Raw genomic sequence first — 23,602 nt, 5'->3', positions numbered from 1 at the left:
GTCAGGGGATCCCGGAGCTGCGGGGCGACGTGGACGCGGCAGGCATCCCCGTCCGAGGATCAAGACGGACCAGGAGGTTCTACCCATGAGCAAACCGACACGGCGGGCCTATCGATGGCCCAAGCATCTCAAGGGTCAGCAGTCCCTCTGGTACGGATGCGACTACAACCCCGACCAGTGGCCCGAGGATGTCTGGGATGAAGATATCAGGCTGATGACTAAGGCAGGGGTCAACGTGGTGGCCCTGGCAGTCTTCTCCTGGTCGCGCATTGAGCCCAGCGAGGGCGTTTTCGACTTTGATTGGCTGGACCGGATCATTGACAGGCTCGGTCGGGCGGACATCGGGGTCAACCTGGCCTCGGCCACGGCCTCCCCGCCGCTCTGGCTGACCCAGGCCCATCCCGAAGTCCTGCTCAGGGACGAGCGAGGTGACACGGTCTGGCCCGGGGCCCGGCAGCACTGGCGGCCCACTTCGCCGATCTTCCGCTCCTATGCCTTGAAGCTCTGCCGGGCCATGGCCGAGCACTACCGGGATAACCCTTACCTGGTGGCCTGGCATGTGGGCAACGAATATGGCTGTCACAATCGTTTCGACTATTCCGACGATGCCATGAGGGCCTTCCAGCGTTGGTGCCGCCACCGTTACAAGGACATCGAGGCCGTCAACCGGGCCTGGGGCACGGATTTCTGGTCGCAGAGGCTGAGTGACTTCTCACAGATTCTGCCGCCGCGTTTCATCGGTCAGGGGAATTTCCAGAATCCGGGACGCATGCTGGACTTCGAGCGGTTCAGCTCCGACGCCCTCAAGGATTTCTACATGGCTGAGCGTGACACCCTGGCTGAGATTACCCCGGATATACCTTTGACCACCAACTTCATGGTCAGCGCCGGCGGATTTACCCTGGACTACGACGACTGGGGCGACCAGGTGGACTTTGTGGCCAATGACCACTACGCGACGCCAGGCAGGGATCACCTGGAGGAGCTGGCCTATTCCTCCAGCCTGGTGGATGCCATCGCCCGCCGACGTCCCTGGTGGCTTATGGAACAGGCCACATCGGCGGTCAACTGGCGGCCGGTCAATCCCCGCAAGGAGCCCGGACAACTGGAGCGCGATTCCCTGGCTCACCTGGCACTCGGTGCTGATGCCATCTGCTACTTCCAGTGGAGACAGTCCCGTGCTGGCGCGGAAAAGTTCCACTCGGCCATGCTGCCTCACGCCGGCGAGGACACGGCCGTCTTCCGTGATGTCTGCCAATTGGGAGAGGACCTGCAGGGGCTCTCACAGGCCGGTCTGGCGGGTAGCACGCTGGCCAGGGCCCCATTGGCCCTGGTCTTCGACTACGCAAGCCAGTGGGCCAGCTCCCACGCGTCCTCGCCCAGCGATCGGGTCGAGCATGGTCAGGAGCCGCCGGTCTGGTACCGAGCCTTTCTGGACAACGCCATCCGGCCTGATGTCCTGCCGGTCAGGGCTGCCTGGGAGGAGTACCCGCTAGTGGTCCTGCCATCCCTCTACCTGATCGACGCTGATCTCTCCAAACGGCTCCACAAGTATGTACATAGTGGAGGGCGGCTGATCGTCACCTGGGGCAGCGGTATCGCCGACGAACAGGACCGCGTCTGGACCGGTGGGTATCCGGGGCCGCTCCGGGACCTGCTAGGGCTGTCGATCGAGGAGTTCGCACCCATGGTCCCCGGCACGCCTGGTCTGCTGGACCACCTGGACCTGACCAACGGGGTCGCGGCCCACGATTGGGCCGATGTCATCGGCCACTTGGACAAGGGCACCAAGGTCCTGGCAAGCTACCGGGCTGATCCCTGGACGGGGATGGATGGCATGCCGGCCATGACCGTCCATGACTGGGGCCATGGCAAGGCCGCCTATCTGGGTTGCCGTCTGGACGCCCAGGGTCTGGCCAAGGTCCTTCCTGCCTTGTTAGAGGCCTTGGACGTTGCCGATATGAGGTCGGCTCAGGGCGACCCCGATCTGTTGAGAGTTGAGCGAGTCAGTCAGGATGATCGGACGCGCTTTGTCTTTCTGTTTAATCGCACCAGACATCCGGTGCAGGTTCAGGTGGAGGGCCAGGTCCTGGTGGGCTCGCTGACCGGCATCGACAAGGACGGCAAACAGGCCATTCTGCAGGTCAATGGCGCGCTGGTGCAGCGTGTGGTCGGCCATCGGCATTGAGCTGGTGAATCCTGTACATGCCGGTGAAGATCAGCTCGGGATCGTAGACCTCGATCAGGTCAGTGTCCTGTGAGAAGGTGCGACCCATGCCGCCCGTGGCCACCACGTGGAAGTCTCGGCCTATCTCGCTGCGGTACTGACGGATGATCCGCTCCAGGCCGCCCAGGAAGTTGTAGTAGAGCCCGGCCTGCATGGCCGTTTTGGTACCCGTGGCCATGATGGTCTGAGGACGGGTGATTTCCACTTGGGGCAGCTGGGCGGTCTGGCCGGCAAGGGCCTGGGCCCCCGAGCGGATACCCGGCACGATCAGGCCGGAGCGGATGGCGCCCTTGGCATCCACATAGTTGAAGGTGGTGGCAGTGCCAAAGTCGATGACCAAGACCGGCCCTCCGTAGCGGTTGAATGCGCCTACGCAGTCGGCCAAGCAGTCGGCGCCCAGGGAACGCGGGTCGTCCAAACGGATGTTCATGCCTGTCTTCACGCCGGGGCCTACCACCATGGGGTCGATGGAAAAGAAACGGATCAGGCAGGACCTGACGGCATGCATGACCGCAGGAGCCACCGAGGAGATGATGGCGTCCTGAACATCCGAAGTCTTGTAGCCGGCCAAGGCCATGAGCTGCCCCAGCAGAAGCCCGAACTCGTCGGCCGTGTGGTCGATTCTGGTGGTCAGTCTGTAGGAGGCGGCGACCTGGTCGCCCTCCATGAATCCGACCTCGATGTTGGTGTTGCCGATGTCGATGGCCAGCAGCATGTCTCTTCCTCCCTGCCGTCGTCGGGGCGCGTGGCGCTTTTCGAATCCATCCTAAGCGCATAAGCCTGAGTGATGGCTTCGGGGAGTATGCTGGTGGGCGGTGATCGACCAGAATGGCGGTCAACCGCAGCATAAGGATTCGTCAATGAATGCAGATCGACACGGCACGCATGTTCATGGCAGCGTGACCGCAGCAGATATGGATACGGCCCAGGAGCCAGGCCCCAGCACTGACCCCGAACTTAATGCCAGGATTAGGCCCATGAGGTCGGGCGGCAACACCTTGCCCTGGAAGCTGCTCAGTCTCCTGTTGGCCTTGGCCTTGGCTTTCTCCCTGTGGACCGGGCATCGTGGAGCCTCCGGACAGGCTGGAGGCGGAACCGTGGCCGATACAGTCACGGTGGGGCTCAAGCTGGCTCCCACCAATCTGGACATCCGCAACCAGTCGGGCACGGCGCTGGATCAGCTTCTGATCGGCAACGTCTATCAGGGCCTGGTGTCACGGGATTCCCGGAACCGGGTGCGTCCGGGCCTGGCCAGGACCTGGAATGTCTCCGAGGACGGGCTGGTCTACACCTTCCACCTGCATGAGGGCATCCGTTTTTCCAACAATCATGCTCTTCGGGCCCAGGACGTGGTCGACTCCATACGCGGGCTTATGGCAGGCCACTATCAGGGTAGCGAGATGCTGGAAGGTTTCCAGGGCGTTGAGGCCACGGATCCGCTGACGGTGCGTCTGACGCTGTCCAGACCCTACCAGGACCTGCTCTGGCAGCTGAGCGGCCGGGCTGGCCTGGTCTTTGACCGGCGGGCCCATTACGACATGAAGACCCAGGCCGTGGGTTCCGGCCCATATCTGTTGGAAAGCTTCCGCCCAAACGACTCGGTCACGCTCAAGGCCGATCCGCACTACTGGGGGAGCGACAAGCCTAAGACGCCAACCATCGTCATCCGCTACCTCAATGACGACAACGCCGCCGTCAACGCCCTGCGCAGCGGGGATGTGCAGGTGCTGGCTCCGGTCACCGAGAACCTGGCCAGCCCATTCCGCAACAGCCCCGACTTCCAGGTCAAGGCGGGCGACGACACCGACAAGTACGTCCTAGCCATGAATGGCAAGGGTGCCGCTACATCCGACCCACGGGTGCGGCAGGCCATCCGCCATGCCATTGACCATCGGCAGCTGATTGCCTCCCGAGGCGGATCGGACAGGGCCTTGGGCGGACCCATACCCTCTCTGGATCCCGGCTATCAGGATTTGACCGGTCTTTACCCCCACGATCCGGAGCAGGCACGGAGGCTCCTGGCCCAGGCCGGGTATGGTCCCGACCACCCTCTCAAGCTGCGGTTGACCTATGCCAACACCTACGGCAGCGAGTTGGGTGATCAGCTGCGCTCGCAGCTGCGCCAGGTGGGCATTGACCTGGATGTGAGGGTGGTGGAGTTTTCGGTATGGCTGCAGGACGTACATGCCAACAAGGACTATGACCTGTCTCTGGTGGATCATGGCGAGAGCCACGACTTCCATCAGTGGGCCAATCCTGGCTACTACTACAACTATGACAATCGTCAGGTTCAGGAGCTTTATAGGCAGGCCATGGCCACGACCTCTGCCGATGATTCCAACAGGCGCCTGGCTCAGGCCGCCCGGATCGTCAGCAGCGATGCGGCGGCGGACTGGCTCTTCAACTACCGGGTGACCACGGCCTGGCGGACAGGGTTGGAGGGCTTCCCGGTCGATCTGAACCAGTCCCTCATGCCCCTGTCCGACGTGACTTATAGGCGGGGATGACCATGGTCAGATTCCTGATTCGGCGTCTGGTGCTCTTCGTTTTGGCGTTGATGGGCATCTCCCTGCTGATCTTCCTGGCCCTGCGCATCTTGCCCGGGGATGTGGCCGCCGTCATGGCCGGACTGGATGCCCCGCCCGAGCGTGTCGACCGGCTCCGTCGGCAGATGGGTCTGGACCGCTCCTACCCAAGGCAGTATCTGGATTGGATCAGCGACTTTCTGAAAGGGGACCTGGGCAGGTCCATTCTGACCAACCGTTCCATCGCCTCCCAGGTGGGCATCCGGGCCCAGATCACCTTCCCGCTGATTCTTTTGGGCCTGTGTGTGGCTCTGCTGCTGGGCATTCCCCTGGGCTGTGCGGCGGCTCTGGCGCGCTCGCCGCGGATGCAGTCCTTCAGCCACATGGCAGCCATCGTGGGCGGATCCGTACCGGCCCTCTGGTCAGGACTGCTGCTGATCATGCTCTTTGCCAAAGGCAGCGGCTTGATTGGCCTGCTGCCCTCCCAGGGCTTTCCTGCTCCCGGCTGGGCCCAGCCGGGGCAGGCTCTGGCGGCCTTAATTCTGCCCGCTCTGTCCACCGGCATCATCGTAGGCGCCGGCATCATGCGATATACCCGCTCTTTATTAGGCGACATGCTCTCTTCGGGGTATGTGGACATGGGCATGGCCTGCGGGATGACTCGGACCCAGGCTGCCCTACGCATCGGTTTGCGGCTGGCTTCCCCCCAGCTGGTTTCGGTGGTCGGGTTGACCATGGCTGAGATGATTACGGGTGTCATGGTCAGCGAGAACCTGTTCGCCCTTCCGGGACTGGGCTCCATGCTGATCACCGATGTGGGCAACCGGGATCTTCCGGCCGTTCAGTCCGAGCTGCTTCTTCTGGCGGCTTTCTTCCTCTCCCTGGGACTGCTGGTGGACGTTATCCATAGGCTGATCGATCCGCGTTTTCGAGGTGCGGCCAGGCAGGAGGCGACTGACTGATGAGCTGGGAGCATGTAGACAGGCCTCGTTTGGGATTGAAAGCACCCTTTCCCGGCCGACTGGGATTCTTCGGACGGATACGGGTGGTGCTGGCCAGCATGTGGCGCAAGGTCTCAGGGCGATACTCGCTGATTGTCCTGGCCATTTGGATCTTGGTCTCTCTGGTTTCCAGATTCTGGACCCCGGTCCCTATTTGGACCACCGACGGGTACCGGATCTGGCGGGCACCCAGCCGTGCCCACCTTCTGGGAACGGACGGCACCGGGGCAGACATTCTCTCTTGGCTGATGGCGGGGTCAGCCACCAACCTGGCCATCAGTCTTCTGGCGGTCGTCCTGTCAGGCGTATTGGGACTCCTTCTGGTCATGGCTATGGTCTCGCGCCGTTCAGGAGTATCGCAGACGGTCGTAGTCCTGGTCGACGCTCTGATTTCCCTGCCCACAGTTCTGCTGGCCCTGATCCTGGCTGTTCCCCTGGGACCCAGCATTGCCGTGGTCGTCGTGGCCTGTGGGTTCGGCTACGGACTCAATCTGGCCCGGATCGTACGGCCCCAGGCGCTTCTGGTGGCAGAGTCTGACTACGTGCAATCCGCCCGGCACAGCGGGATCGGGTCCTTCAGAATCTTCTGCACCCACCTGGTGCCCAATGTCATTCCTGTCCTTTGCGTGCAGCTTTCCATGTCAGCAGGGACCTCCGTTCTGGCCGAGGCAGGGTTGACCTACCTAGGGGTGGGTGTCCCCTCTGGCCTACCCTCTTGGGGGCACTCACTGACCACCTCTGTCAAGTTCATCAACGTCTTCCCGCTGACCGTGCTCTGGCCCGGCTTGGTGGTCACCATGGTGGTGGTAGCGCTGAACCTGTTCGGGGATGCCCTGTGTGATGCCATCGATCCGGTCACCAACTCCAGGCTCAGGGCCGCCGTGGCTGCCGCCGGACGGTCTGCTCTTCAACCTGCGCCTCAGGCAGTTTCAGCGCAATTAGATGATTCCGATCATCTTGTCGAGAATGCAATTTACGCAGGCGAGGGAGGCAATGATGTCGCTGAATATTGACGGCCTGAGCCTGTCCATCAATGGACGCAGCATTCTTGACAGGGTGAACCTCAGGGTGGCGGATGGCCAACGGGTCGGCCTGATCGGCTCCTCGGGCTCCGGAAAATCGATGATCGCCCGCAGCGTCCTGGGCACAGCACCTTTGACGGCCTCCCTTTCGGGATCCATTCTGGTGGATGGGCTTCAAATTCTCGGTTCTGATGACCGGTCCCTGGCGGACCTGCGCGGTTCTCGGATGGGTATGGTCTTTCAGAATCCTTCTACAGCCCTGAACCCGGTAAAGAAGATTTACGACCAGGTGGAGCTCCCTCTTCGCCGCCACTATCGCCTGAGCGCCCAGGAAAGGCGCAGACGGGTCATGGAGATATTGCAACAGGTCGGGTTGGGTGCGGATCTGGCTGGCTCCTACCCGCATGAGCTGTCCGGGGGTCAGCAGCAGCGGGCGGCTATAGCCACGGCCCTCGTCACCAAGCCCAGACTGATACTGGCAGACGAGCCCACCACAGCCCTGGATGCCATCACCCAGCGGCAGATTGTTGACCTGCTGGTCTCCCTAGTCGACCAGAGCGGGGCCTCCCTCCTGTTCATCACCCATGACTTCTCCGTCCTGGCCCGGGTTGCTGATTACTGCTACATCCTTGACGCGGGCCGAGTGGTGGAAAGCGGGCAGACGCAGAGCATTCTGCGCGACCCATTCAGTCCGCAGGGCAGGACTCTGGTGAGAGCGGCCAGAGAGTTGACGCTGAGCGCAGATGGAGGCAAGCATGAGGCTGACTGACGGTGCACAGGCCGATCCGATCCTGACCGGAAAGGGTCTGACCAAGGTCTATGCCTCCACTGGCAGCGGCATGGCTCGAAAGGCCGCGGTTGACGGAATCGATGTTTCACTCCTGCCGGGGGAGTGTCTGGCGATCATAGGAGAGTCTGGTTCAGGGAAGACCACGCTTTCCCGTTTGCTCCTTGGCCAGTTGAGGCCTGATGCGGGACAGGTGGCATACGAGGGCAGACCAGTTCTGCATGGTTCATCGGTCGCCAAGGCGCTTGCCCGGGACTCTGCTCTGGTCTTTCAGAATCCCTTTGCCTCCCTGGATCCCCGGTGGACCATCGGTCGTTCAGTTGCTGAGCCTCTTCTGGCTGCCAGACGCAGGGAGAGTGGGCACCTATGGCATCGTCGTCAGGACGGGACGGGTCTTGCCGATCAGGTGGTCAAGGTCTTGTCAGCGGTTCAGCTTGACCCAAACAGGCTCATGACGGCCTATCCCTCGGATCTGTCCGGAGGCCAGGCCCAGCGAGCGGCCATAGCCCGGGCTCTGATCGTCAAGCCTCGGATACTCTTGGCTGATGAGCCTATGAGCGCCATCGACGTTTCGGCGCGCGTAGGGATTCTCCATACCCTTCAATCCATCATGGCCCAGTCCAGGCAGCAGGCCGATCCGTCAAATGGCATGTCCATGATCATCATCTCCCATGATCTGGGCGTGGTCCAGCATATCGCGGACAGGGTCATGGTGCTCGTCCGAGGCAAGGTGGTGGAAGAGGGGCCGGTGAAAGCCATTCTCAATCATCCCAAGCAGTCCTATACCCGGCAGTTACTGGCAGCTGCGACCCTGTAGGTACCGGATTTATCCGGCATTCTGGCAAGCGGAATTACATGAGGACATGCCCGTCCTAGCCGGGATGAAGGAGGGCGGCGGGAGCATATGCGCGAGCAAACGGGCGGATTACGACTGCATCTGATTTGACGGTTAGAAGAGCAAATCGTAGACTGTTGGTTAGTTACTCAAGTAACTAAGTAATAAACAGCAATACAGGTCCTAATTCGAGGCCTCGAATCAAGGCAGACAAGGCGGTCAAACGATGGCGATCGAAATACCGGATGGTCGGCCCGTTTTCGTGAAGGTGGCAGACCGATTGACCGAAGCCATAGCCGAGGGACTGGTCGCCGATGGTGAAAGGATTCCCAGCACCACGGAAATCTCGACTGCCTACCAGATCAACCCGGCCACAGTCCTCAAGGGGATGAACCTGCTGGTCGACCGTGGCCTTCTGGAGAAACGGCGGGGGCTGGGCATGTTTGTCACTGTCGGTGCGGGCCGAAGCGTTCGTGAGCGTCGCAGGAGGGAACTCCTGAACGGAAGGTTCCAGGATCTGGTCGAAGAAGCCAAGGCTCTGGACGTATCCCGTGAGGACTTGGACGCCATCATAGAAAGGGTCTACCAATGAGTCTGACAGTTTCCAAGGTGGACAAATCATACGGAAAGCTGAAGGCCTTGGATGAGATCTCGCTCTGCTTTGAGCCCGGCAAGATATACGGACTCTTCGGGCGGAACGGGGCCGGCAAGTCCACCCTGTGCAATCTGATGGCGGGCAGGGCACTTCCTGACCAGGGGCTGATCCACCTGGATGGAAGCGATCTGGTCAGCGACTCAAGAATCGTTCGCCGAGTGGCTTTGGTCAACGAAACCTGGCCCTATCCATCCCGACGGCGCATTAGACAGGCATTTGCCATGGCCGAGGGGTTTTACGGTGATTTCGACTGGCACTTGGCTGAGCGTATTCTTAAGAGCTTCGCATTGAGGCTGACTGACACTTTTGCTTCCCTCTCCATGGGGCAGCGTCAGGTGGTCAAGGACGTCATCGGACTCTGCCTGCCTGTGGAATACCTCATTCTGGATGAACCGACGACAGGAATGGATGCGGCGGCCAGGGAGAGGATCTACTCCTTCGTTCTGGAGGCCTATCAGCACCGCGGACCGACCATGATCATCGCCACCCATATCATCAACGAGGTCAGCCAGCTCATCTCCCGCGCCACGATCATCGACCAGGGGCGGGTCCTGCGATCTTTCAGCGTGGATGATCTGTCTGCCCTGGGGACCACTGTCACTGGCCGTCCGCGTGACGTGGAGGGCTACCTTGCCCAGGGCGACCCACAGCTGCTGAGCAGGCAGCGCATCGGCGACCTGCTGCGCGTCAGCTTCGAGGGGCCAGTGCCCGACGAGCAGCCCAAGGGGCTTATTGTCGCCCCAATGGATCTGCAGACCTACTTCGTCCAGATAACGGAAGGAGCGGCACAATGAATAACACGCAAGTTGCGGGGGCAGTGCGGACGAAGACCAAGCTGGGGCCAGAAAGCCCCGACCTGGATGCTGGACCAGCTGAAGGGTGGGCCCGAATCAAGAGTTTCCTGTCGCCTGCGGTGCAGACCCGGATGGCTCTGCGCGTACAGGTGATGCCGAGGCTGATCGTCTTTTTGATTTGGGCTCTCGTCCTCACTCTGGGTGTTATGGGATTCATCCCCTTGAGCTCCGGGTTCACCGGTCTGTTCACCGAAATGGTGCTCATGGCTACCGCCTTCGTCTGCTCACTGACGACTTTCCGGCCCCTGATCTCCAACGCTGTGACTCGTTCTACAATCGCATGGACCCAGATCATCTCCAATGTGGTCATGGCCCTGGCGACAACCACTTTCATGATCGTGGTCGCGATTATCAGCAGCCTAGGCCAAATAGGATGGATGCCCTTTACGGAAAGCTACCAAAGGTTACTCGTGCAGGGCTGTTCGCCTTGGAGGATAACTCTTGATCCCTGGAGTGTGTCATGTTTTAACTGGTCGTATGCTCAGCAGCCGTCCCGTTGGCTGGCTCTGGCGCTGCATGTCTTTATGGTGCAGATAGCCTTCGTTTTGCTTGGCCAGGTGCTGGGTGACCTCGCCGCCCATCTTGATCGAAAAGGCGGATGCCTGCTGCTGGTGGGGCTGTTGATCTGTGTCGGTTTCTGGCATTCGATTTCCGGCTGGAATTTCTGGGGGTGGCAGCAAACGGCGGTTCAGATGATCAACCTTATGCGCGGCCATTGGATGTACAAGACCTTAAGCCCCTTCATGAATGTTGATTTATGGGGGTACGTCACCATATATTTACTCTGGCCCCAAGTGGTCTTCACGTTAGTCTTCTCCGCCATATGCATCCTGTTCAGCTACTGGCTCACCAGCCGTCGGCAGCTACCAGCTATTCAGGGGCTCAGCATTCTGGGTTAGTGGCAGGATAGCTAAGAATTCCAGCGACGATTGACCACATGGTCGTTCGCCCACTGCTTGACTCCTGTCGGGGCAATAGACTGGGGAATCATGGTGGACATCCAGGATGCAGGGCAGGCGCTGAAGCGGTATTTCGGATATGAGTCCTTTCGTCCGGGTCAGGAGGATCTGGTCAAGGCCATTCTGAATGGGCGAGACTGCCTGGGTGTTATGCCGACCGGGGCTGGCAAGTCCATCTGCTATCAGATCCCTGCCACCCTTCTGGACGGTCTGACCATCGTCATCTCTCCCTTGGTTTCCCTGATGAAGGACCAGGTGGACGGGTTGGAGGATGCCGGCATCCCGGCTTCGTTCGTCAATTCCACCCAGGATATGGATGAGCAGTCACTAGCCCTGGCTCAGGCTGCCCAGGGACGAAGCAAAATCCTCTATGTGGCTCCCGAACGACTGGATGCCCCCAGATTCAGAGAATTTGCCCAGCGTACGAGAATCTCTCTGCTGGCGGTGGATGAAGCCCACTGCGTATCCCAGTGGGGTCAGGACTTCCGCCCTGCCTACTTGGGAATCGGCGACTTCATCAGATCCCTGCCTAGTCGACCCACGGTGGCAGCCTTCACTGCTACAGCGACCGAAAAGGTTCGGCGCGACATTGTATACATGCTGGGCTTGGACGATCCTTACGTAGCGGTGACGGGATTCGACAGGCCCAACCTCTTCTTCGATGTGATCAAGCTGGAGAGCAAATACAAGAATCGCTGGGTGGTCCAGTATGCCCTGAAGCATGGAGATGACTCAGGCATCGTCTACTGCGCCACCCGCAAGGAGACCGAAGCCCTAGCGGATGATCTGGCCAAGGCTGGTGTCAGCGCTGTCAGCTACCACGCGGGCATGGATGCCCAGGACAGGGAGCAGGCGCAACGGGACTTCGTCAACGACAAGGTGCAGGTGGTCGTGGCCACCAATGCCTTCGGCATGGGCATTGACAAGTCCAACGTGCGCTATGTCATCCATCACAACATGCCCGAGAGCATCGAGGCTTACTACCAGGAAGCAGGCAGGGCGGGACGTGACGGTGAGCCCGCCCGATGCTCATTGCTGTGGAACGAGAGCGATATCGTCACCCGCAGGCGCCTGCTTGACATGGACAACGGCAATGACAGACTGACCGGTGAACAGGCTGAAGCGGTCAAGGCCGAACACCGGCGTCTGCTCAACGTCATGATCGGCTACTGTCGAACCACCGGCTGCCTTCACCAGTACATGTTGCGCTACTTCGGCGAGGAAGTGGACCAGGCTGCCGCGGGCCTTTCGCCTGCCGAGGCCGACAAGGGCAAATCCGTCCCAGTCGGGCATCCCGACACCGGTAGCAGCGGCTGCCAGAACTGTTCCAACTGTCTGAGCACCTTTACGACTATCGATGTCAGCAATGTGGCCCGTGCCATCAGCAGATGCGTGCATGATGTGAACCAGGGGTTCGGCTCCGGCAAGATTGCCCAGATCCTCCGGGGGTCGCGCTCGCAGGACCTTCTTCGGCGAGGGCTGGATCGGTGCCCCAGCTATGGCGCTCTGGCCCAGATTCCGGAGGCGCGGATTCGCGACGTGCTCAACCAAATGGCCTCGGACGGGTATCTGTACATCACCGAAGGACGGCTGCCCATGGTCCATTTCGGGCCCAACGCCGCGCAGACGGTCAGCCCGGACTTTCACTACGAAATCAAGCGGACGGAACGACCACGTGCCTCGGGCAAGGTCTTCGGCGGCAGATCCTCTTCAACGGTCGACGATGATGGTCTCGACCAGGCCGGTGCAAGCGATGCCAGCCCAGAGGATGAGGAACTTTTCCAGAAGCTGCGCGATCTGCGGACCAGCATAGCCCGCAAGATCGGCAAGCCTCCCTACATCGTCTTCTCCGACAAGGCACTGCGCGATATGTGCCGTCTTCGTCCGGCTGATGATGCAACCTTCCTGGCCGTCAGTGGGGTGGGACAGCACAAGCTGGAGCAATATGGACCACAGTTCATGGGGATCATCTCCGAGTTCTCGGCCAGAAGAGGGGTGGATGTGGCCAAGGGCACTTCCGGATCTGATAGGCGGGTCGGCCTACCATAAGATATACATGACTTCATTCAGGTTGCCTTTCATACCGGGCGCCCGACAGGAAAGGACACAACAATGGCTGACAAACCAATTGTAGAGAGCTTCCAGCTGGATCACACCAAGGTCAAGGCGCCCTACGTTCGTCTGATCGACGAGGAAAAGGGTCCCCAGGGAGACATCATCTCCAACTATGATCTGCGCCTGGTCCAGCCCAACCAGAACGCCATTCCAACTGCAGGCCTGCACACCATCGAGCACACCATCGCCGTGCTCCTGCGCGAGCGCATCCCCGGCTACATCGACTGCTCTCCCTTCGGTTGCCGGACGGGCTTCCACCTGCTCGCCTGGGGCCGTCATTCAACCGAGGATGTGGCCAAGGCACTGAAGGAGTCGCTGGAGTTCATCGCCGAAAAGGCCACCTGGGACGACGTACCCGGCACCGAGATCACCTCATGCGGCAACTACCGTGACCATTCGCTCTTCTCGGCCAAGCAGTGGAGCCGTGACATCGTCGCTGCCGGCATCAGCTCCGATCCTTACGAGCGCAAGCTGGTCTGAGTTTCAAAAACGTGGAAACTGGGCAAGGGCTGAGCCCTGCCCAGTTTTTTGAAGGGTGCTCATCTAACACTCGTGGGACGAATCGGTCACTTGTGCCTGTTCTTTGGTGTTCGTCTGGGCGAAGGGGCTCAGCGACATTTGGTCATGCCAATCCGTCTGGTCAGCAGGTTTTCGTAGTCAACCTGACCCGTGCCCGTTATTTGCACTCGGAAAACCGGGTTCTGAAGAGTGCAGAATAGCCCAAACTATTCCCCGATTCGCTCAATGCGTACTCACTTCGTGACTGCCTGCTGATGGATACACTCGTACTTCGGCAATCGCAGGGGCAGGTTTCATCCCTGCCGCACCGGTCGAGAAAGAGGTAGCCACAGTGAGCAAGTACGCGATGGAAACTGCACGTTGGATCCGTCATGCCACCATGGACGACTTTGAGGCGATCATGCCTGTCTACGCCTACGCCAGAAAGCGGATGGCTGAGACCGGCAACCCCCGTCAGTGGGGGGACAAGTACCCTCTGCCTGAACGCATCCGTGAGGACATCGCCGGGGGCCACACCATGCTCTTGGTTGACGATGCAGCTGGTATGGACCAAATTCCTGAGGATCCCGTCTATCCTGAACCTGAGCTGGACGACCACAAGGGCAGCCACGAGCGCATCATAGGCGTCTTTGCTCTCTTCCATGATCCGGAACCGGATTATAAGGTCATTGATGGCAGCTGGCTGGACGACCGTCCCTATACCACCATCCATCGGGTTGCTGCCTCGGGACTGGGGCGTCACGCGGCCGGGGACCTGCTTGATTGGAGCATGCGCCGGTACGAGAACATCCGCGCCGATACGGGACTGAAGAACTATGCCATGCAGCACATCCTGGAGACCCATGGCTTCACCCGCTGCGGCAACATCATCATGCCTGAAAACAAGGAGATCGAGAACGTGCGGGTGGCCTATCAGCTGCACAATCGTCCCCTTGACCTGGCTGAGCGCGAAAGGGCCGCTAAGCGCTTGGTTGCCGTCTGAGGACGGGTTTCGACCGTCGCAGCGCCGTCGCACAATGGAGCCATGACATTGAGTGCAGCACCTGCATGGCAGTTCTCCGGGCCCGAGGGCCAAAAGCATTATGAACAAGCTCTTCGGGCCTATCCCGGCCAGATCATCGTCGACTTGAGGACCTTGAAGGCCAATATGGCCACCCTGGTGGATCTGGTTCATTCCACGAACCCTGATGCTGCAGTCATGGGTGTGGTCAAGGCCGATGCCTACGGCCACGGGCTCATCCCCGCCGCTCTGGCGGCCTTGTCCGGCGGGGCCACCTGGCTGGGCACTGCCCAGCCCAGCGAGTCCTTGCGTCTGCGGCGAGCAGGCATCGGCCCCGACCGTTGCCGGATACTGTCTTGGATGTTCAATGGGGATCGCGCGCCCTTCGACCAGCTGATCCAAGCTGACATCGATCTGGGCGTCGGTTCTCTGAAGACCATGGACATGGCAGCCCAGGCGGCAGAACGGGTCGGCAGACCTGCACGCGTCCACATCAAGGTGGACACCGGCTTCGGACGCAACGGCTTCACTCCTGAAACCTTCGGAGACGCCCTGCACGAGCTCTCCCGTCTTGCCGCCCAGGGTCTGTTGGAGCCTGTGGGGCTTTTCAGCCATCTGGCAGTGGCCGACATGCCTGGGGTGGACGAGTTCGTGTCGTCCACTGACGAGCAAATCGCCCTCTTCGAAGAGTTCTATGACAGGATGACGACCGCAGACATGAAGCCTGAAATCCGGCATCTTGCCAACACCGCCGCAACACTCAGCCGCCCGGGGATACGTTATGACCTGACCCGTCCTGGCATCGGCCTGTATGGGTACGAGCCTGATCCTTCCATGGGGATTTCGGCGGATTATGGTCTGCGTCCGGCAATGACCCTTCAAGCCCAGCTGGGCACTGTCAAGGATATGCCGGCCGGTCACGGCATCTCCTACGGGCGCACTTATCTGACGAAGAACCCGACAAGCACGGCCATCATGCCCTTGGGATATGCCGACGGGATCCATCGGTCAGCCTCGGGCTTTGACCGCGAGGGCGCTATGGGCCGAGAGCATCTGGGAGGTCCCGTCCGTCTGATGACTCGCCAAGGGCCCAGGTTGGTTCGTGTCGCTGGAAGAGTCTGCATGGACCAGTGTGTACTGGATCTAGAAGGCATGGCTTCCGACTTGGGAGTGGACGAGGGCGATACCGTTGTTCTCTTTGGGCCAGGCCAAGGGGAGGAACAGGCTGAGCCAACCGCTGATGATTGGGCCCGGGCCGCTGACACCATCAGCTATGAGATCTTCACCTGCCTGCGTAGTAGGATTCCACGGCTCTACCTGGGTGTGCATGAGGTGGTCGAACCCTCCGACCTGCACCTGATTGCCCCTGACTCCATTCTTTGAGACCACTATCACAGGTAGAACCTGGGCTTGGGGCCTTGTCAAGGGGCAATATAAGTGGTGAGATGAGGTTATGACTACATATACAGGAAATGAACCCAGCAATATCTCATACACAGCCGTAGCTGACATCACCGGAGGCCGCGAGGGCCATGCGGACAGCCACGAGCCCGATCTCTCCCTGGACTTGGATACACCCAAGGCTATGGGAGGCAAGGGCCAGGGCACCAACCCCGAGCAGCTCTTCGCCATCGGCTGGGGCGCCTGCTTCCAGGGAGCCATGGGACTGGCCGGCAAGGAGTTGCGCGTGCCAGCCACCAAGCTAGCCCAGAGCAAGGTGCGCACTCACATCTCCCTTGGCGACCAGGGCGAGTCCTTTGGCATCAAGGCTCTGATTGAGGTCTGCCTGCCCGGTGTCGATCGTGATCTGGCCACCCGTCTGGTGGAGCGGACCCAGGAGCTTTGCCCCTATTCCAAGGCCACAGCGGGCAATGTGCCCACTGAAGTGGTGGTCGTGGATAATCTGGACTGAACTGAGCAGGCGCGCCTGATGGGCACTGATGAGGAGGGCGGATCCCGCCTGCTGGCCGAGGGCTACTCCGCCCAGGATCAGGAACGGTGGGCGCCAGAGCCTCCAAAGACCAGCAGCAGGACCGCCTTTGAACGTGATCGGGCGCGTCTGGTCCATTCTTCGGCGTTGCGTCGGCTGGGGGCCAAGACGCAGATCCTGGTCGCCGGCACTGACGACTTTGCCCGTACGCGCCTGACCCACACCTTGGAGGTGGCCCAGATCGGCCGGCAGATCGGTACCATGTTGGGTTGCGATCCCGACGTGGTGGACTGTGCCTGTCTGGCCCATGACCTGGGTCATCCGCCCTTCGGCCACAACGGCGAACGTGCCCTGTCCTCGCTGGCCTCAGACATAGGGGGATTCGAGGGCAATGCGCAGACCCTTCGACTGCTGACCAGGCTGGAGCCCAAGGTTTTCCACCCGGACGGACGTTCAGCAGGAGTCAACCTGACCAGGGCCGCCCTGGACGCTGCGGTCAAATATCCTTGGACCTTGGCTGAGGCTTCGGCTCATCCCAAGGGGGAGAGGACTGCCAAGTTCTGCGTTTATCCCGACGACCAGGAAGTCTTCCGATGGCTCAAGCAGGGAGCACCGCAGGCCAGCACGCCTATGGAGTGCCAGGTTATGGACTTGGCTGATGACATCGCCTACAGCGTTCACGACGTGGAGGATGCCATAGTGGTTGGCTCCTTCGTGCCTGAGCGGCTGGCTGAGCCCAGGATCATCGATGGTGTGGTCCGAGCCGCCCGATCCTGGTATGGCGACCGCTGGGATGCTGACCAGCTGGTCCGAGCCTTGGAGACCGTCCGTGGCATGTTGCCGACGGGCTTTGATGGGTCACGCCGGGCCTTGGCTACTTTGAAGAACACCACCAGTTATCTGATCGGCCGCTTTGCCGACTCCGTGGAGGCGGCTACCCGAAGCCGCCACGGCCAAGGTCCGCTGACCAGGTACTCGGCTGGGCTGGTCATCCCACCCCGGACCTCCTATGAGATTGTGGCCTTGAAGGGGATTGCTGTCTACTTCGTCATGGCTCCCCGTGAGAAGGAGCCCTTCCATGCAGAACAGCTGAAAATCGTGACCGACTTGGTTGAGGTGATGATGGCTGATTCGCCAGCCCCATCTGATGCCTTGGAGGATGTCTTCCTGGAGGATTGGCGCCAAGCGGGTTCGGATGGGGAGCGCTTGCGGGTGGCTATCGACCAGGTGGCCTCCCTGACCGACGGCTCGGCGTTGGCCCTGCATTCCCTGGTCTGCCCGTAGCCCTGCGGCGTTTATGCCGGGCGCAACACATCGGCCTGGCCCGGTAGGCTGGGTGACATGTCCGGAATGATCAAGAAGGAAGACATCGAGAAGGTCAGAGCCAAGGCCGATCTGTATGAGATCGTATCTGAAAGCGTGACCCTGAAGCCTTCCGGTTCCGGCACTTACATGGGTCTGTGCCCTTTCCACGACGAGAAGTCTCCTTCTTTTTCGGTGCGTCCGTCCATGGGGGTCTGGCACTGTTTCGGCTGCGGTCTGGGCGGCGATGTCTTTACCTACGTGGAGCAGGAGGAGAACGTCGAGTTCGGCGATGCCGTCGAGATTCTGGCAGACAAGTACCAGATTGAGCTGCATTATGAAAACTCCCGTCAGGACAAGCGTCGTGGGTCCAAACGTTCCCGCTTGCTGGAGGCCAACGAGGAGGCCCAGCGGTTCTTCGTCTCGCAGATCATGAGCAAGGAGGCGTTGGCGGCGCGCAAGCTCTTGGCGGGCAGAACCTTCTCCCAGGCTGACAGCGCTCATTTCGGTTGCGGATACGCCCCACGCGGATGGGACAACCTGGTTCGTCATCTGTCCACCAAGGGTTTCACCCAGCAGGAGATGCTGGATGCCGGACTGGCCAGGCAGGGGCAGCGGGGGGTCTACGACTACTTCCGGGGCAGGGTCACCTGGCCCATCAGGGATTCCACGGGCCGCACCCTGGGCTTCGGCGCTCGCAAGCTGTATGAGGACGACGGCATCAACGCCAAATACATCAACACGCCTGACACCCAGCTCTACCGCAAGAATCAGGTGCTCTACGGCATCGACCTGGCCAAGGATGCCATCGTCAAAAAGCGGCAGGTTGTTATCGTGGAGGGGTATACCGACGTCATGGCCTGCCACCTTGCCGGCGTCGACACGGCTGTAGCCACCTGCGGCACTGCCTTCGGCGAGGACCATGCCAAGATCGTCCGCCGGCTCATCTCCGACGATGCCTTAGGGGCCATCCAGCTGGTGGGGCCGGTCCAGGGCTCCCGGGTGGTTTTCACCTTCGACGGGGATGCTGCCGGGCAGAAGGCCGCTCTGCATGCCTTCGGCCTTGACGGGAGCTTTCTGACGCAGACCTTCGTGGCGGTGGCTAGGGAGAATCTGGATCCCTGTGATCTGCGCATCCGCTACGGCGATGAGGCCGTGCGATCTCTGGTCGAGCATGCCCGGCCGCTGTACGATTTCGTCATCGACACGGCCGTAGCCATGTTCGATACCCAGTACACCACCGGGCAGATGGGCGCGGTCAAGGCTGTGGCGCCCATCCTGGCCCAGATCAGGGATCGCTCCCTGGTAGGGGCCTATACCCGCAAGACCGCCAGAAAAATCGGCGTGGATCTGGATCTGCTGCGCCAGGAGGTCAACAGGGCCCGCCGCAAGCTGCATGTGAAAGACCAGGACGCCTATGCGGTCCGCACTCCTCACCGCGGTGCGGGTGAATCGGAGGGTCGCGCGGGCCATGGCAGTGACGATGCCATGCAACGTCGTAGGATACAGCGTGAGGATGCTCTCCGACAGGGTTATCATCACATCGATGATTCTGTTTTCATTTGCGAGCAGCAGTTCATGGGCGTGCTTATCCAGATTCCCAGAGCAATCGGTTCAGATGCCTTCGCTCAGCTGAGTCCGGACAGTTTCGAGGTTCCGATTTTCCGCTCGCTCTATCGGGCTGTACAGGCCGCCGGAGGACTGCCTGACAGGAAGACGCCCCAAGGACTGTGGATGCATAATTTGACCAAGGCGGGCGGGCCCATGCTGGAGTCGGCCATCAATGAGCTGGCCGTCATGCCTTTGCCACTGAATTTGGATAAGCAGGAGGATAGGCGACCGGGCAATAAGGAAGGCGATCAGGGCGCAGACTCCGATGACGCGGATGTTCAGCTGAAGCAACCCAGCCCGGAGGAACGTCAGTACGCCTCCGAACTGCTGGCAAGGTTGCTGGATGCCACTTACATGCGACTGATTGCCTCGACCAGGCACCGGATGAATCAGTTGCCAGACGGTCAGGCGAAGTTCGACCTTCTTGGTCAGCTCACCCAGTACGAGACCCAGCGCAGCGAATTGCGCACCCAGGTCTTCGGCAACACCGAGTGAACTGGTGGTCAGATAGGTTGGTCCTCCCTGTCCTTGTCGAGGTTTCAGTTGTAGACAGGGATGAGGAGGACTTGGGGTAGGTGTGGCTCCCTGTTAGGCGGGGAAGGAGACCTGGGAGTTGATGCAGGTCATCACAGTGACAATGATCGCGGTAATGATGCCACCCAGATATGGATTTCTGGTGTGTCGGTAGATCGCCCGTGTCACCAGAGGCATGACTGTCAGTGGGACCAAGGGTGTCAGCATCCAGTCGGGTATCTGCGTGTTGTTGCCAAAAAGACCATTGACCCCAGTGATGAAGAAATACCCATATCCAACTACTGCTATCAGTAGTGCTGGCAGCATGTTGAAGAACGCCAGCAGACTTATGTTGGCTGCTGAGTTCCTCCCGAACGAGGTGGAGTAATTCAGGCTATTGATGAAGACCGATGTGGTTCCGTAAGCTACAAGGAAGAATGGCAGTAGCTAGAACTATGACGAACTCATTTTTGGCGCGAGGCAGAGCTAGGAAATCGTCTCCCGTTCAAATAACCGGTAATGTCTTACTGATATAGTATTACCGGTAAGGCATGACATTTTATTTCTTGTTTCTATCTTGGCTCTGTGGCACATTCTCAAGTACCGAGTGGATGGGCGGAATACGCCGTAGTATTAGGCATGAACATACAACGTCGAAGGACGGCTTTGCATTACAGCCAAGAGTTCGTCGCCTATAATGCCAACCTTTCCCGGTTCGCATATCAACAGTTGGAGCATGGCCAGTCGCGACCCGGGAGTCCAGCCAATCCCAGCTTGATCAACATAATGGCAGTTTCTCAAGTACTTAATGTGAGCCTGGATGAGCTGCTGCCTGATCCATGGCCGGATCTTCACGCCAAGTAGTGTGGGGTGACGCCATTTTCAAGACAAGCCCTGTCGATAGGGTGAATGCATGAACATCGAGCATCAAAAGGAAGAAAGTCGTGCCGGGTCGACTGACAAAGCCCGGTCCGCTGTGGGTCGTCGTCCGCTTGCAGTCTTCTGGGACATGGACGGAACTCTGATCGATTCAGAGCCCTACTGGCATCAGGCGGAGCTCGATTTAGCGCACGAGCATGGAGGAGACTGGAATGCCGACATGGGTTGGCAGGTTTCCGGCAAACCTCTGCCCACCGTGGCAAGGTTGATGCGGGAGCGTGGTCTTGACCTTCCTGAGGATCAGATTCCAGATTTGTTGATTGATGGGGTCATTGCCATGGAGGAGCGTCACATGCCTTGGATTGAAGGTGTTCGCACTATCCTGACAGACCTGGTTGGGGCCGGCATTCCCTCGATTCTGGTCACTACTTCGCCACGCCGTATGGCCCAGGCAGTGGTTGCCAAGGCGCCCGAGGGGGCTTTTGCCGACTATGTTTGCGGGGACGATGGGCTGGCGCAGAAGCCCGACCCTGCGCCCTATCTGCATGCGGCCAGTCTGGTTGGCATCAACAGCCCTGATTTGATGACCTCCTGCTTGGCTTTTGAGGATACCTTGACCGGCATCACTTCGGCTGTTGCATCAGGAGCCACCACTGTGGCCTATACCGGCACCAACCCGGTCGACACCTCATCAGGCCCTCAGTTCGCTTCCATGAAGAGCTATGTTGGAGTCACCCTGGATGATCTGTCTGCACTAATCGCCAAGCGACTCGGACGATTGGGGTCGTCGGCTGCGCAGACCTGCTGACTCGATCTGACTACTGCAGGGGGCGGTATTTTCGGCTGGAGCCGCGTGAAGTGGCCACTGGATACCTTTCGGCCGTCCTCTGCAGTTTATCCATGATAATTTGATCCATGTCCAGATTCAGCCGATCCGCCAGCTGGATGCAATAGGTGAGCACGTCAGCCAGCTCGTCGGTTACGTGGCCTTCATCTCCGTCCCTGGGATCGTTCCCCCACTGATAGCATTCCAAGAGCTCGGCAGCTTCGATGCAAATTGATTTGGCCAGGTTGGCGGGCGTGTGGAATTGATCCCAGTCGCGCTCGTGTACAAAATTCATCACCGCTGTTTCTGTTTCCTTGCTGATCATGATTTCGAGCCTATCAGTCGGCCCTCCTGCCATCGGTTCGGTGCCGGTTCGTCGCATAAATCAAGAAACTGTATTCGATTGCCTATGTTTGTTGCATCGCAATGACCCGTTTGGCTTTGGATGCGGATAGATGCTCTTCGATCAGGATGATCACCAACAGTTGCAGTTGTGGTGAAGTCTTGTCTGCAAGAAAGTTCGGCAGCCTTGGCTTCTGACTGCAATGGCCGTTGTCCCTATGGCATGAGTTGAAACCTTTGGGAATTGTTTGAGCAGACATGCTCAAGACCTCATATAAGGGCTGACCGTTCTCATCTTGTACTGCGGATTACTTCGATTTGGCAAACAAATACGCCTTATCAGGTCGAGAAGTAAACCGGTTGTAGTTCAAAATGATGCTAGATTGTGAATCGGATTTGTCTGAGCAAGTGAGGTGAGGCATCTATGGCGGTGACCAATCGCGAAGAACAGATATTGGGATTGATCAGACAGAATCCAATGATTAGCCAGAACGAACTGGCGCATCTTTGCGGCATCACTCGTTCCGGTGTTGCTGCGCACATATCCAACCTCGTGAAGAAAGGATACTTACTTGGCAAAGGGTATATAGTTTCACCGCCTACCTATGTTGCAGTGATAGGCGGAATCAACTTGGATATTTATGGCATGTCAGTAAATCCCGTAGTAAGCCATTCCTCGAATGTTGGAAAAATCACGTTCAGTCCTGGTGGCATAGGTCGTAATATATCGTATGATTTAGGCTGTTTGGGCGTAAAGAATTATCTCTTGTCGGTCTATGGAGACGACCACAACGGGGCGTTCTTCAAGAAAGATGCCATGGCCAATGGTCTTGACATAACATACTGTCAGCAACTGAGCAATACTCCGACTTCCACCTATCTTTCAGTAAGTGGTCCTGACGGAGATCCGCTGGTGGGGTTGGATGATATGGCCAGCAGCGAACTTATCAGCCCGACTTTTTTGCACGAGCGTGCGCATGTCATTGCCAATGCAAAAGCAGTTGTTATCGATTCCAGCTTAACTGCTGCTTCGATTGCCTGGGTATGTGACCATTATTCGGGTCCGATTTATGCTCGAGTTGTTTCTGTCAATAAAGCTTCGCGTCTGCTAACCGTGCTGAACAGAATAGATACTTTGGTGCTTAGCCGTGCTGAGACACAATTGCTGACAGGCACCGAGGCTTCCGATAAACAGAGCAGCCTGGCCTGCGCTCGTCGCCTGCACAAAGCGGGAGTTCACCGTGTGTATCTGCTTATAGATGGAGTCGGCAATCTATACAGCGAGGGAAGTAACTACGTATTTTGTCGTGATGGTCAAACGACCAAGGGCAGACATAATAACGGTGCAGCTTCGGCTGCCTTGTCCGCTCTTCTTTGGTCTCATAGCAAGAAAATGGACTACCGGGACTGTGCGGAAACCGCATATGCCGCGGCTTCTATGGCCATGGACTGCATTCAGTCAGTTAATCCGCGTTTTAGTTCAGCAACGTTGAGAGCTCGTCGTCATTCTCTTTTTGCATGAGTCTGATTAGCCACTCTTGAATTGATGACCACCATTTCTTTTGACGAAGCAAGCTTAGACTGCTCTCTTGGCAGCAAATCAATATCAGACTTTGAACTATTTGACAGCGCAATAAGTCTTCTTTATGATGAAACTAACAATTGTTTATTAGACAAAACATTTGTTAGTTGTGTTGAAC

General features: G+C 59.0%; 22 protein-coding genes. 19 read left to right on the top strand and 3 right to left on the bottom strand.

All coding sequences use genetic code 11. The features are described 5' to 3' along the window. Positions 1-85 precede the first annotated feature (85 nt). Entirely contained in the window at positions 86-2,188 is a 2,103-nt protein-coding gene (locus DKK74_RS06000) for a beta-galactosidase (RefSeq protein ID WP_110413234.1), read from the top strand. On the opposite strand, the gene DKK74_RS05995 is transcribed toward DKK74_RS06000, so the two are convergent. Beyond that, positions 2,145-2,942, bottom strand: a complete 798-nt coding sequence (locus tag DKK74_RS05995) for a type III pantothenate kinase (protein WP_110413233.1) — start codon at positions 2,940-2,942, stop codon at positions 2,145-2,147. The two genes, DKK74_RS06000 and DKK74_RS05995, sit on opposite strands and share 44 nt — an antisense overlap. 199 nt (positions 2,943-3,141) lie before the next feature. Between DKK74_RS05995 and DKK74_RS05990 the strand changes: the two genes are divergently transcribed. The 15 genes from DKK74_RS05990 to dnaG all read left to right on the top strand — a co-directional run bounded on the left by DKK74_RS05990 (position 3,142) and on the right by dnaG (position 19,837). Continuing rightward, positions 3,142-4,734 (top strand): ABC transporter substrate-binding protein, encoded by a 1,593-nt coding sequence (locus tag DKK74_RS05990; protein WP_181414947.1) that lies wholly within the window; start codon positions 3,142-3,144, stop codon positions 4,732-4,734. A 2-nt stretch (positions 4,735-4,736) separates the two neighbouring features. Continuing rightward, positions 4,737-5,714 carry an ABC transporter permease gene (locus DKK74_RS05985; protein ID WP_110413315.1) on the top strand — a complete coding sequence of 326 codons (978 nt, stop codon included), beginning with the start codon at positions 4,737-4,739 and terminating at the stop codon, positions 5,712-5,714. A gap of 98 nt (positions 5,715-5,812) precedes the next feature. Next, entirely contained in the window at positions 5,813-6,766 is a 954-nt protein-coding gene (locus DKK74_RS05980; RefSeq protein WP_181414946.1) for an ABC transporter permease, read from the top strand. Then, positions 6,750-7,544, top strand: a complete 795-nt coding sequence (locus tag DKK74_RS05975; RefSeq protein ID WP_110413230.1) for an ABC transporter ATP-binding protein — start codon at positions 6,750-6,752, stop codon at positions 7,542-7,544. Before DKK74_RS05980 ends, DKK74_RS05975 begins: the two co-directional genes overlap by 17 nt. Then, positions 7,531-8,379, top strand: a complete 849-nt coding sequence (locus DKK74_RS05970) for an ABC transporter ATP-binding protein (protein WP_110413229.1) — start codon at positions 7,531-7,533, stop codon at positions 8,377-8,379. Before DKK74_RS05975 ends, DKK74_RS05970 begins: the two co-directional genes overlap by 14 nt. 244 nt (positions 8,380-8,623) lie before the next feature. Beyond that, on the top strand, positions 8,624-8,989 hold the full coding sequence (locus DKK74_RS05965; RefSeq protein WP_045924708.1) for a GntR family transcriptional regulator: 366 nt from the start codon (positions 8,624-8,626) through the stop codon (positions 8,987-8,989). Continuing rightward, a complete protein-coding gene (locus DKK74_RS05960) occupies positions 8,986-9,846 on the top strand; it encodes an ATP-binding cassette domain-containing protein (RefSeq protein WP_110413228.1) in 861 nt (286 codons plus the stop codon). Before DKK74_RS05965 ends, DKK74_RS05960 begins: the two co-directional genes overlap by 4 nt. Beyond that, entirely contained in the window at positions 9,843-10,805 is a 963-nt protein-coding gene (locus DKK74_RS05955) for a hypothetical protein (RefSeq protein WP_110413227.1), read from the top strand. The genes DKK74_RS05960 and DKK74_RS05955 overlap by 4 nt, the downstream gene beginning before the upstream one ends. A 90-nt stretch (positions 10,806-10,895) precedes the next feature. Continuing rightward, on the top strand, positions 10,896-12,914 hold the full coding sequence (locus DKK74_RS05950; protein ID WP_258334482.1) for a RecQ family ATP-dependent DNA helicase: 2,019 nt from the start codon (positions 10,896-10,898) through the stop codon (positions 12,912-12,914). A 63-nt stretch (positions 12,915-12,977) separates the two neighbouring features. Continuing rightward, positions 12,978-13,460 (top strand): S-ribosylhomocysteine lyase, encoded by a 483-nt coding sequence (locus DKK74_RS05945; RefSeq protein WP_029678668.1) that lies wholly within the window; start codon positions 12,978-12,980, stop codon positions 13,458-13,460. Positions 13,461-13,845: 385 nt separating this feature from the next. Next, positions 13,846-14,481 (top strand): N-acetyltransferase, encoded by a 636-nt coding sequence (locus DKK74_RS05940; RefSeq protein ID WP_110413226.1) that lies wholly within the window; start codon positions 13,846-13,848, stop codon positions 14,479-14,481. Between the two features lie 42 nt (positions 14,482-14,523). Beyond that, positions 14,524-15,882 (top strand): alanine racemase, encoded by a 1,359-nt coding sequence (alr, locus tag DKK74_RS05935; protein WP_110413225.1) that lies wholly within the window; start codon positions 14,524-14,526, stop codon positions 15,880-15,882. A gap of 70 nt (positions 15,883-15,952) precedes the next feature. Beyond that, positions 15,953-16,411: an Ohr family peroxiredoxin gene (locus DKK74_RS05930; protein WP_024626651.1), complete on the top strand. Its 459-nt coding sequence runs from the start codon at positions 15,953-15,955 to the stop codon at positions 16,409-16,411. Between the two features lie 18 nt (positions 16,412-16,429). Continuing rightward, a complete protein-coding gene (locus tag DKK74_RS05925; protein ID WP_110413224.1) occupies positions 16,430-17,713 on the top strand; it encodes a deoxyguanosinetriphosphate triphosphohydrolase in 1,284 nt (427 codons plus the stop codon). A 57-nt stretch (positions 17,714-17,770) separates the two neighbouring features. After that, positions 17,771-19,837 carry a DNA primase gene (gene dnaG, locus DKK74_RS05920; protein WP_110413223.1) on the top strand — a complete coding sequence of 689 codons (2,067 nt, stop codon included), beginning with the start codon at positions 17,771-17,773 and terminating at the stop codon, positions 19,835-19,837. 93 nt (positions 19,838-19,930) lie between these two features. Here dnaG and DKK74_RS05915 read toward each other — a convergent pair whose 3' ends face one another. Further along, positions 19,931-20,182 carry a hypothetical protein gene (locus tag DKK74_RS05915; protein ID WP_110413222.1) on the bottom strand — a complete coding sequence of 84 codons (252 nt, stop codon included), beginning with the start codon at positions 20,180-20,182 and terminating at the stop codon, positions 19,931-19,933. A 312-nt stretch (positions 20,183-20,494) separates the two neighbouring features. Here DKK74_RS05915 and DKK74_RS05910 point away from each other — a divergent pair, with 312 nt between their 5' ends. Both DKK74_RS05910 and DKK74_RS05905 read left to right on the top strand, forming a co-directional pair. Next, positions 20,495-20,719, top strand: coding sequence for a helix-turn-helix domain-containing protein (locus DKK74_RS05910; protein WP_110413221.1), 225 nt, complete (start codon positions 20,495-20,497; stop codon positions 20,717-20,719). A gap of 49 nt (positions 20,720-20,768) precedes the next feature. Beyond that, positions 20,769-21,542: an HAD family hydrolase gene (locus tag DKK74_RS05905; protein WP_258334470.1), complete on the top strand. Its 774-nt coding sequence runs from the start codon at positions 20,769-20,771 to the stop codon at positions 21,540-21,542. A gap of 10 nt (positions 21,543-21,552) precedes the next feature. Here DKK74_RS05905 and DKK74_RS05900 read toward each other — a convergent pair whose 3' ends face one another. Next, positions 21,553-21,885, bottom strand: coding sequence for a nucleotide pyrophosphohydrolase (locus tag DKK74_RS05900; RefSeq protein ID WP_110413220.1), 333 nt, complete (start codon positions 21,883-21,885; stop codon positions 21,553-21,555). 441 nt (positions 21,886-22,326) lie between these two features. Between DKK74_RS05900 and DKK74_RS05895 the strand changes: the two genes are divergently transcribed. After that, a complete protein-coding gene (locus DKK74_RS05895; RefSeq protein WP_110413219.1) occupies positions 22,327-23,424 on the top strand; it encodes a PfkB family carbohydrate kinase in 1,098 nt (365 codons plus the stop codon). Positions 23,425-23,602: the final 178 nt, after the last annotated feature.

This window comes from Bifidobacterium asteroides (assembly GCF_003202755.1).
Classification (GTDB): Bacteria; Actinomycetota; Actinomycetes; order Actinomycetales; family Bifidobacteriaceae; genus Bombiscardovia; species Bombiscardovia asteroides_F.
The sequence above is the reverse complement of the archived record's forward strand: the minus strand, read 5'-3'. Positions and strand labels throughout refer to the sequence as shown.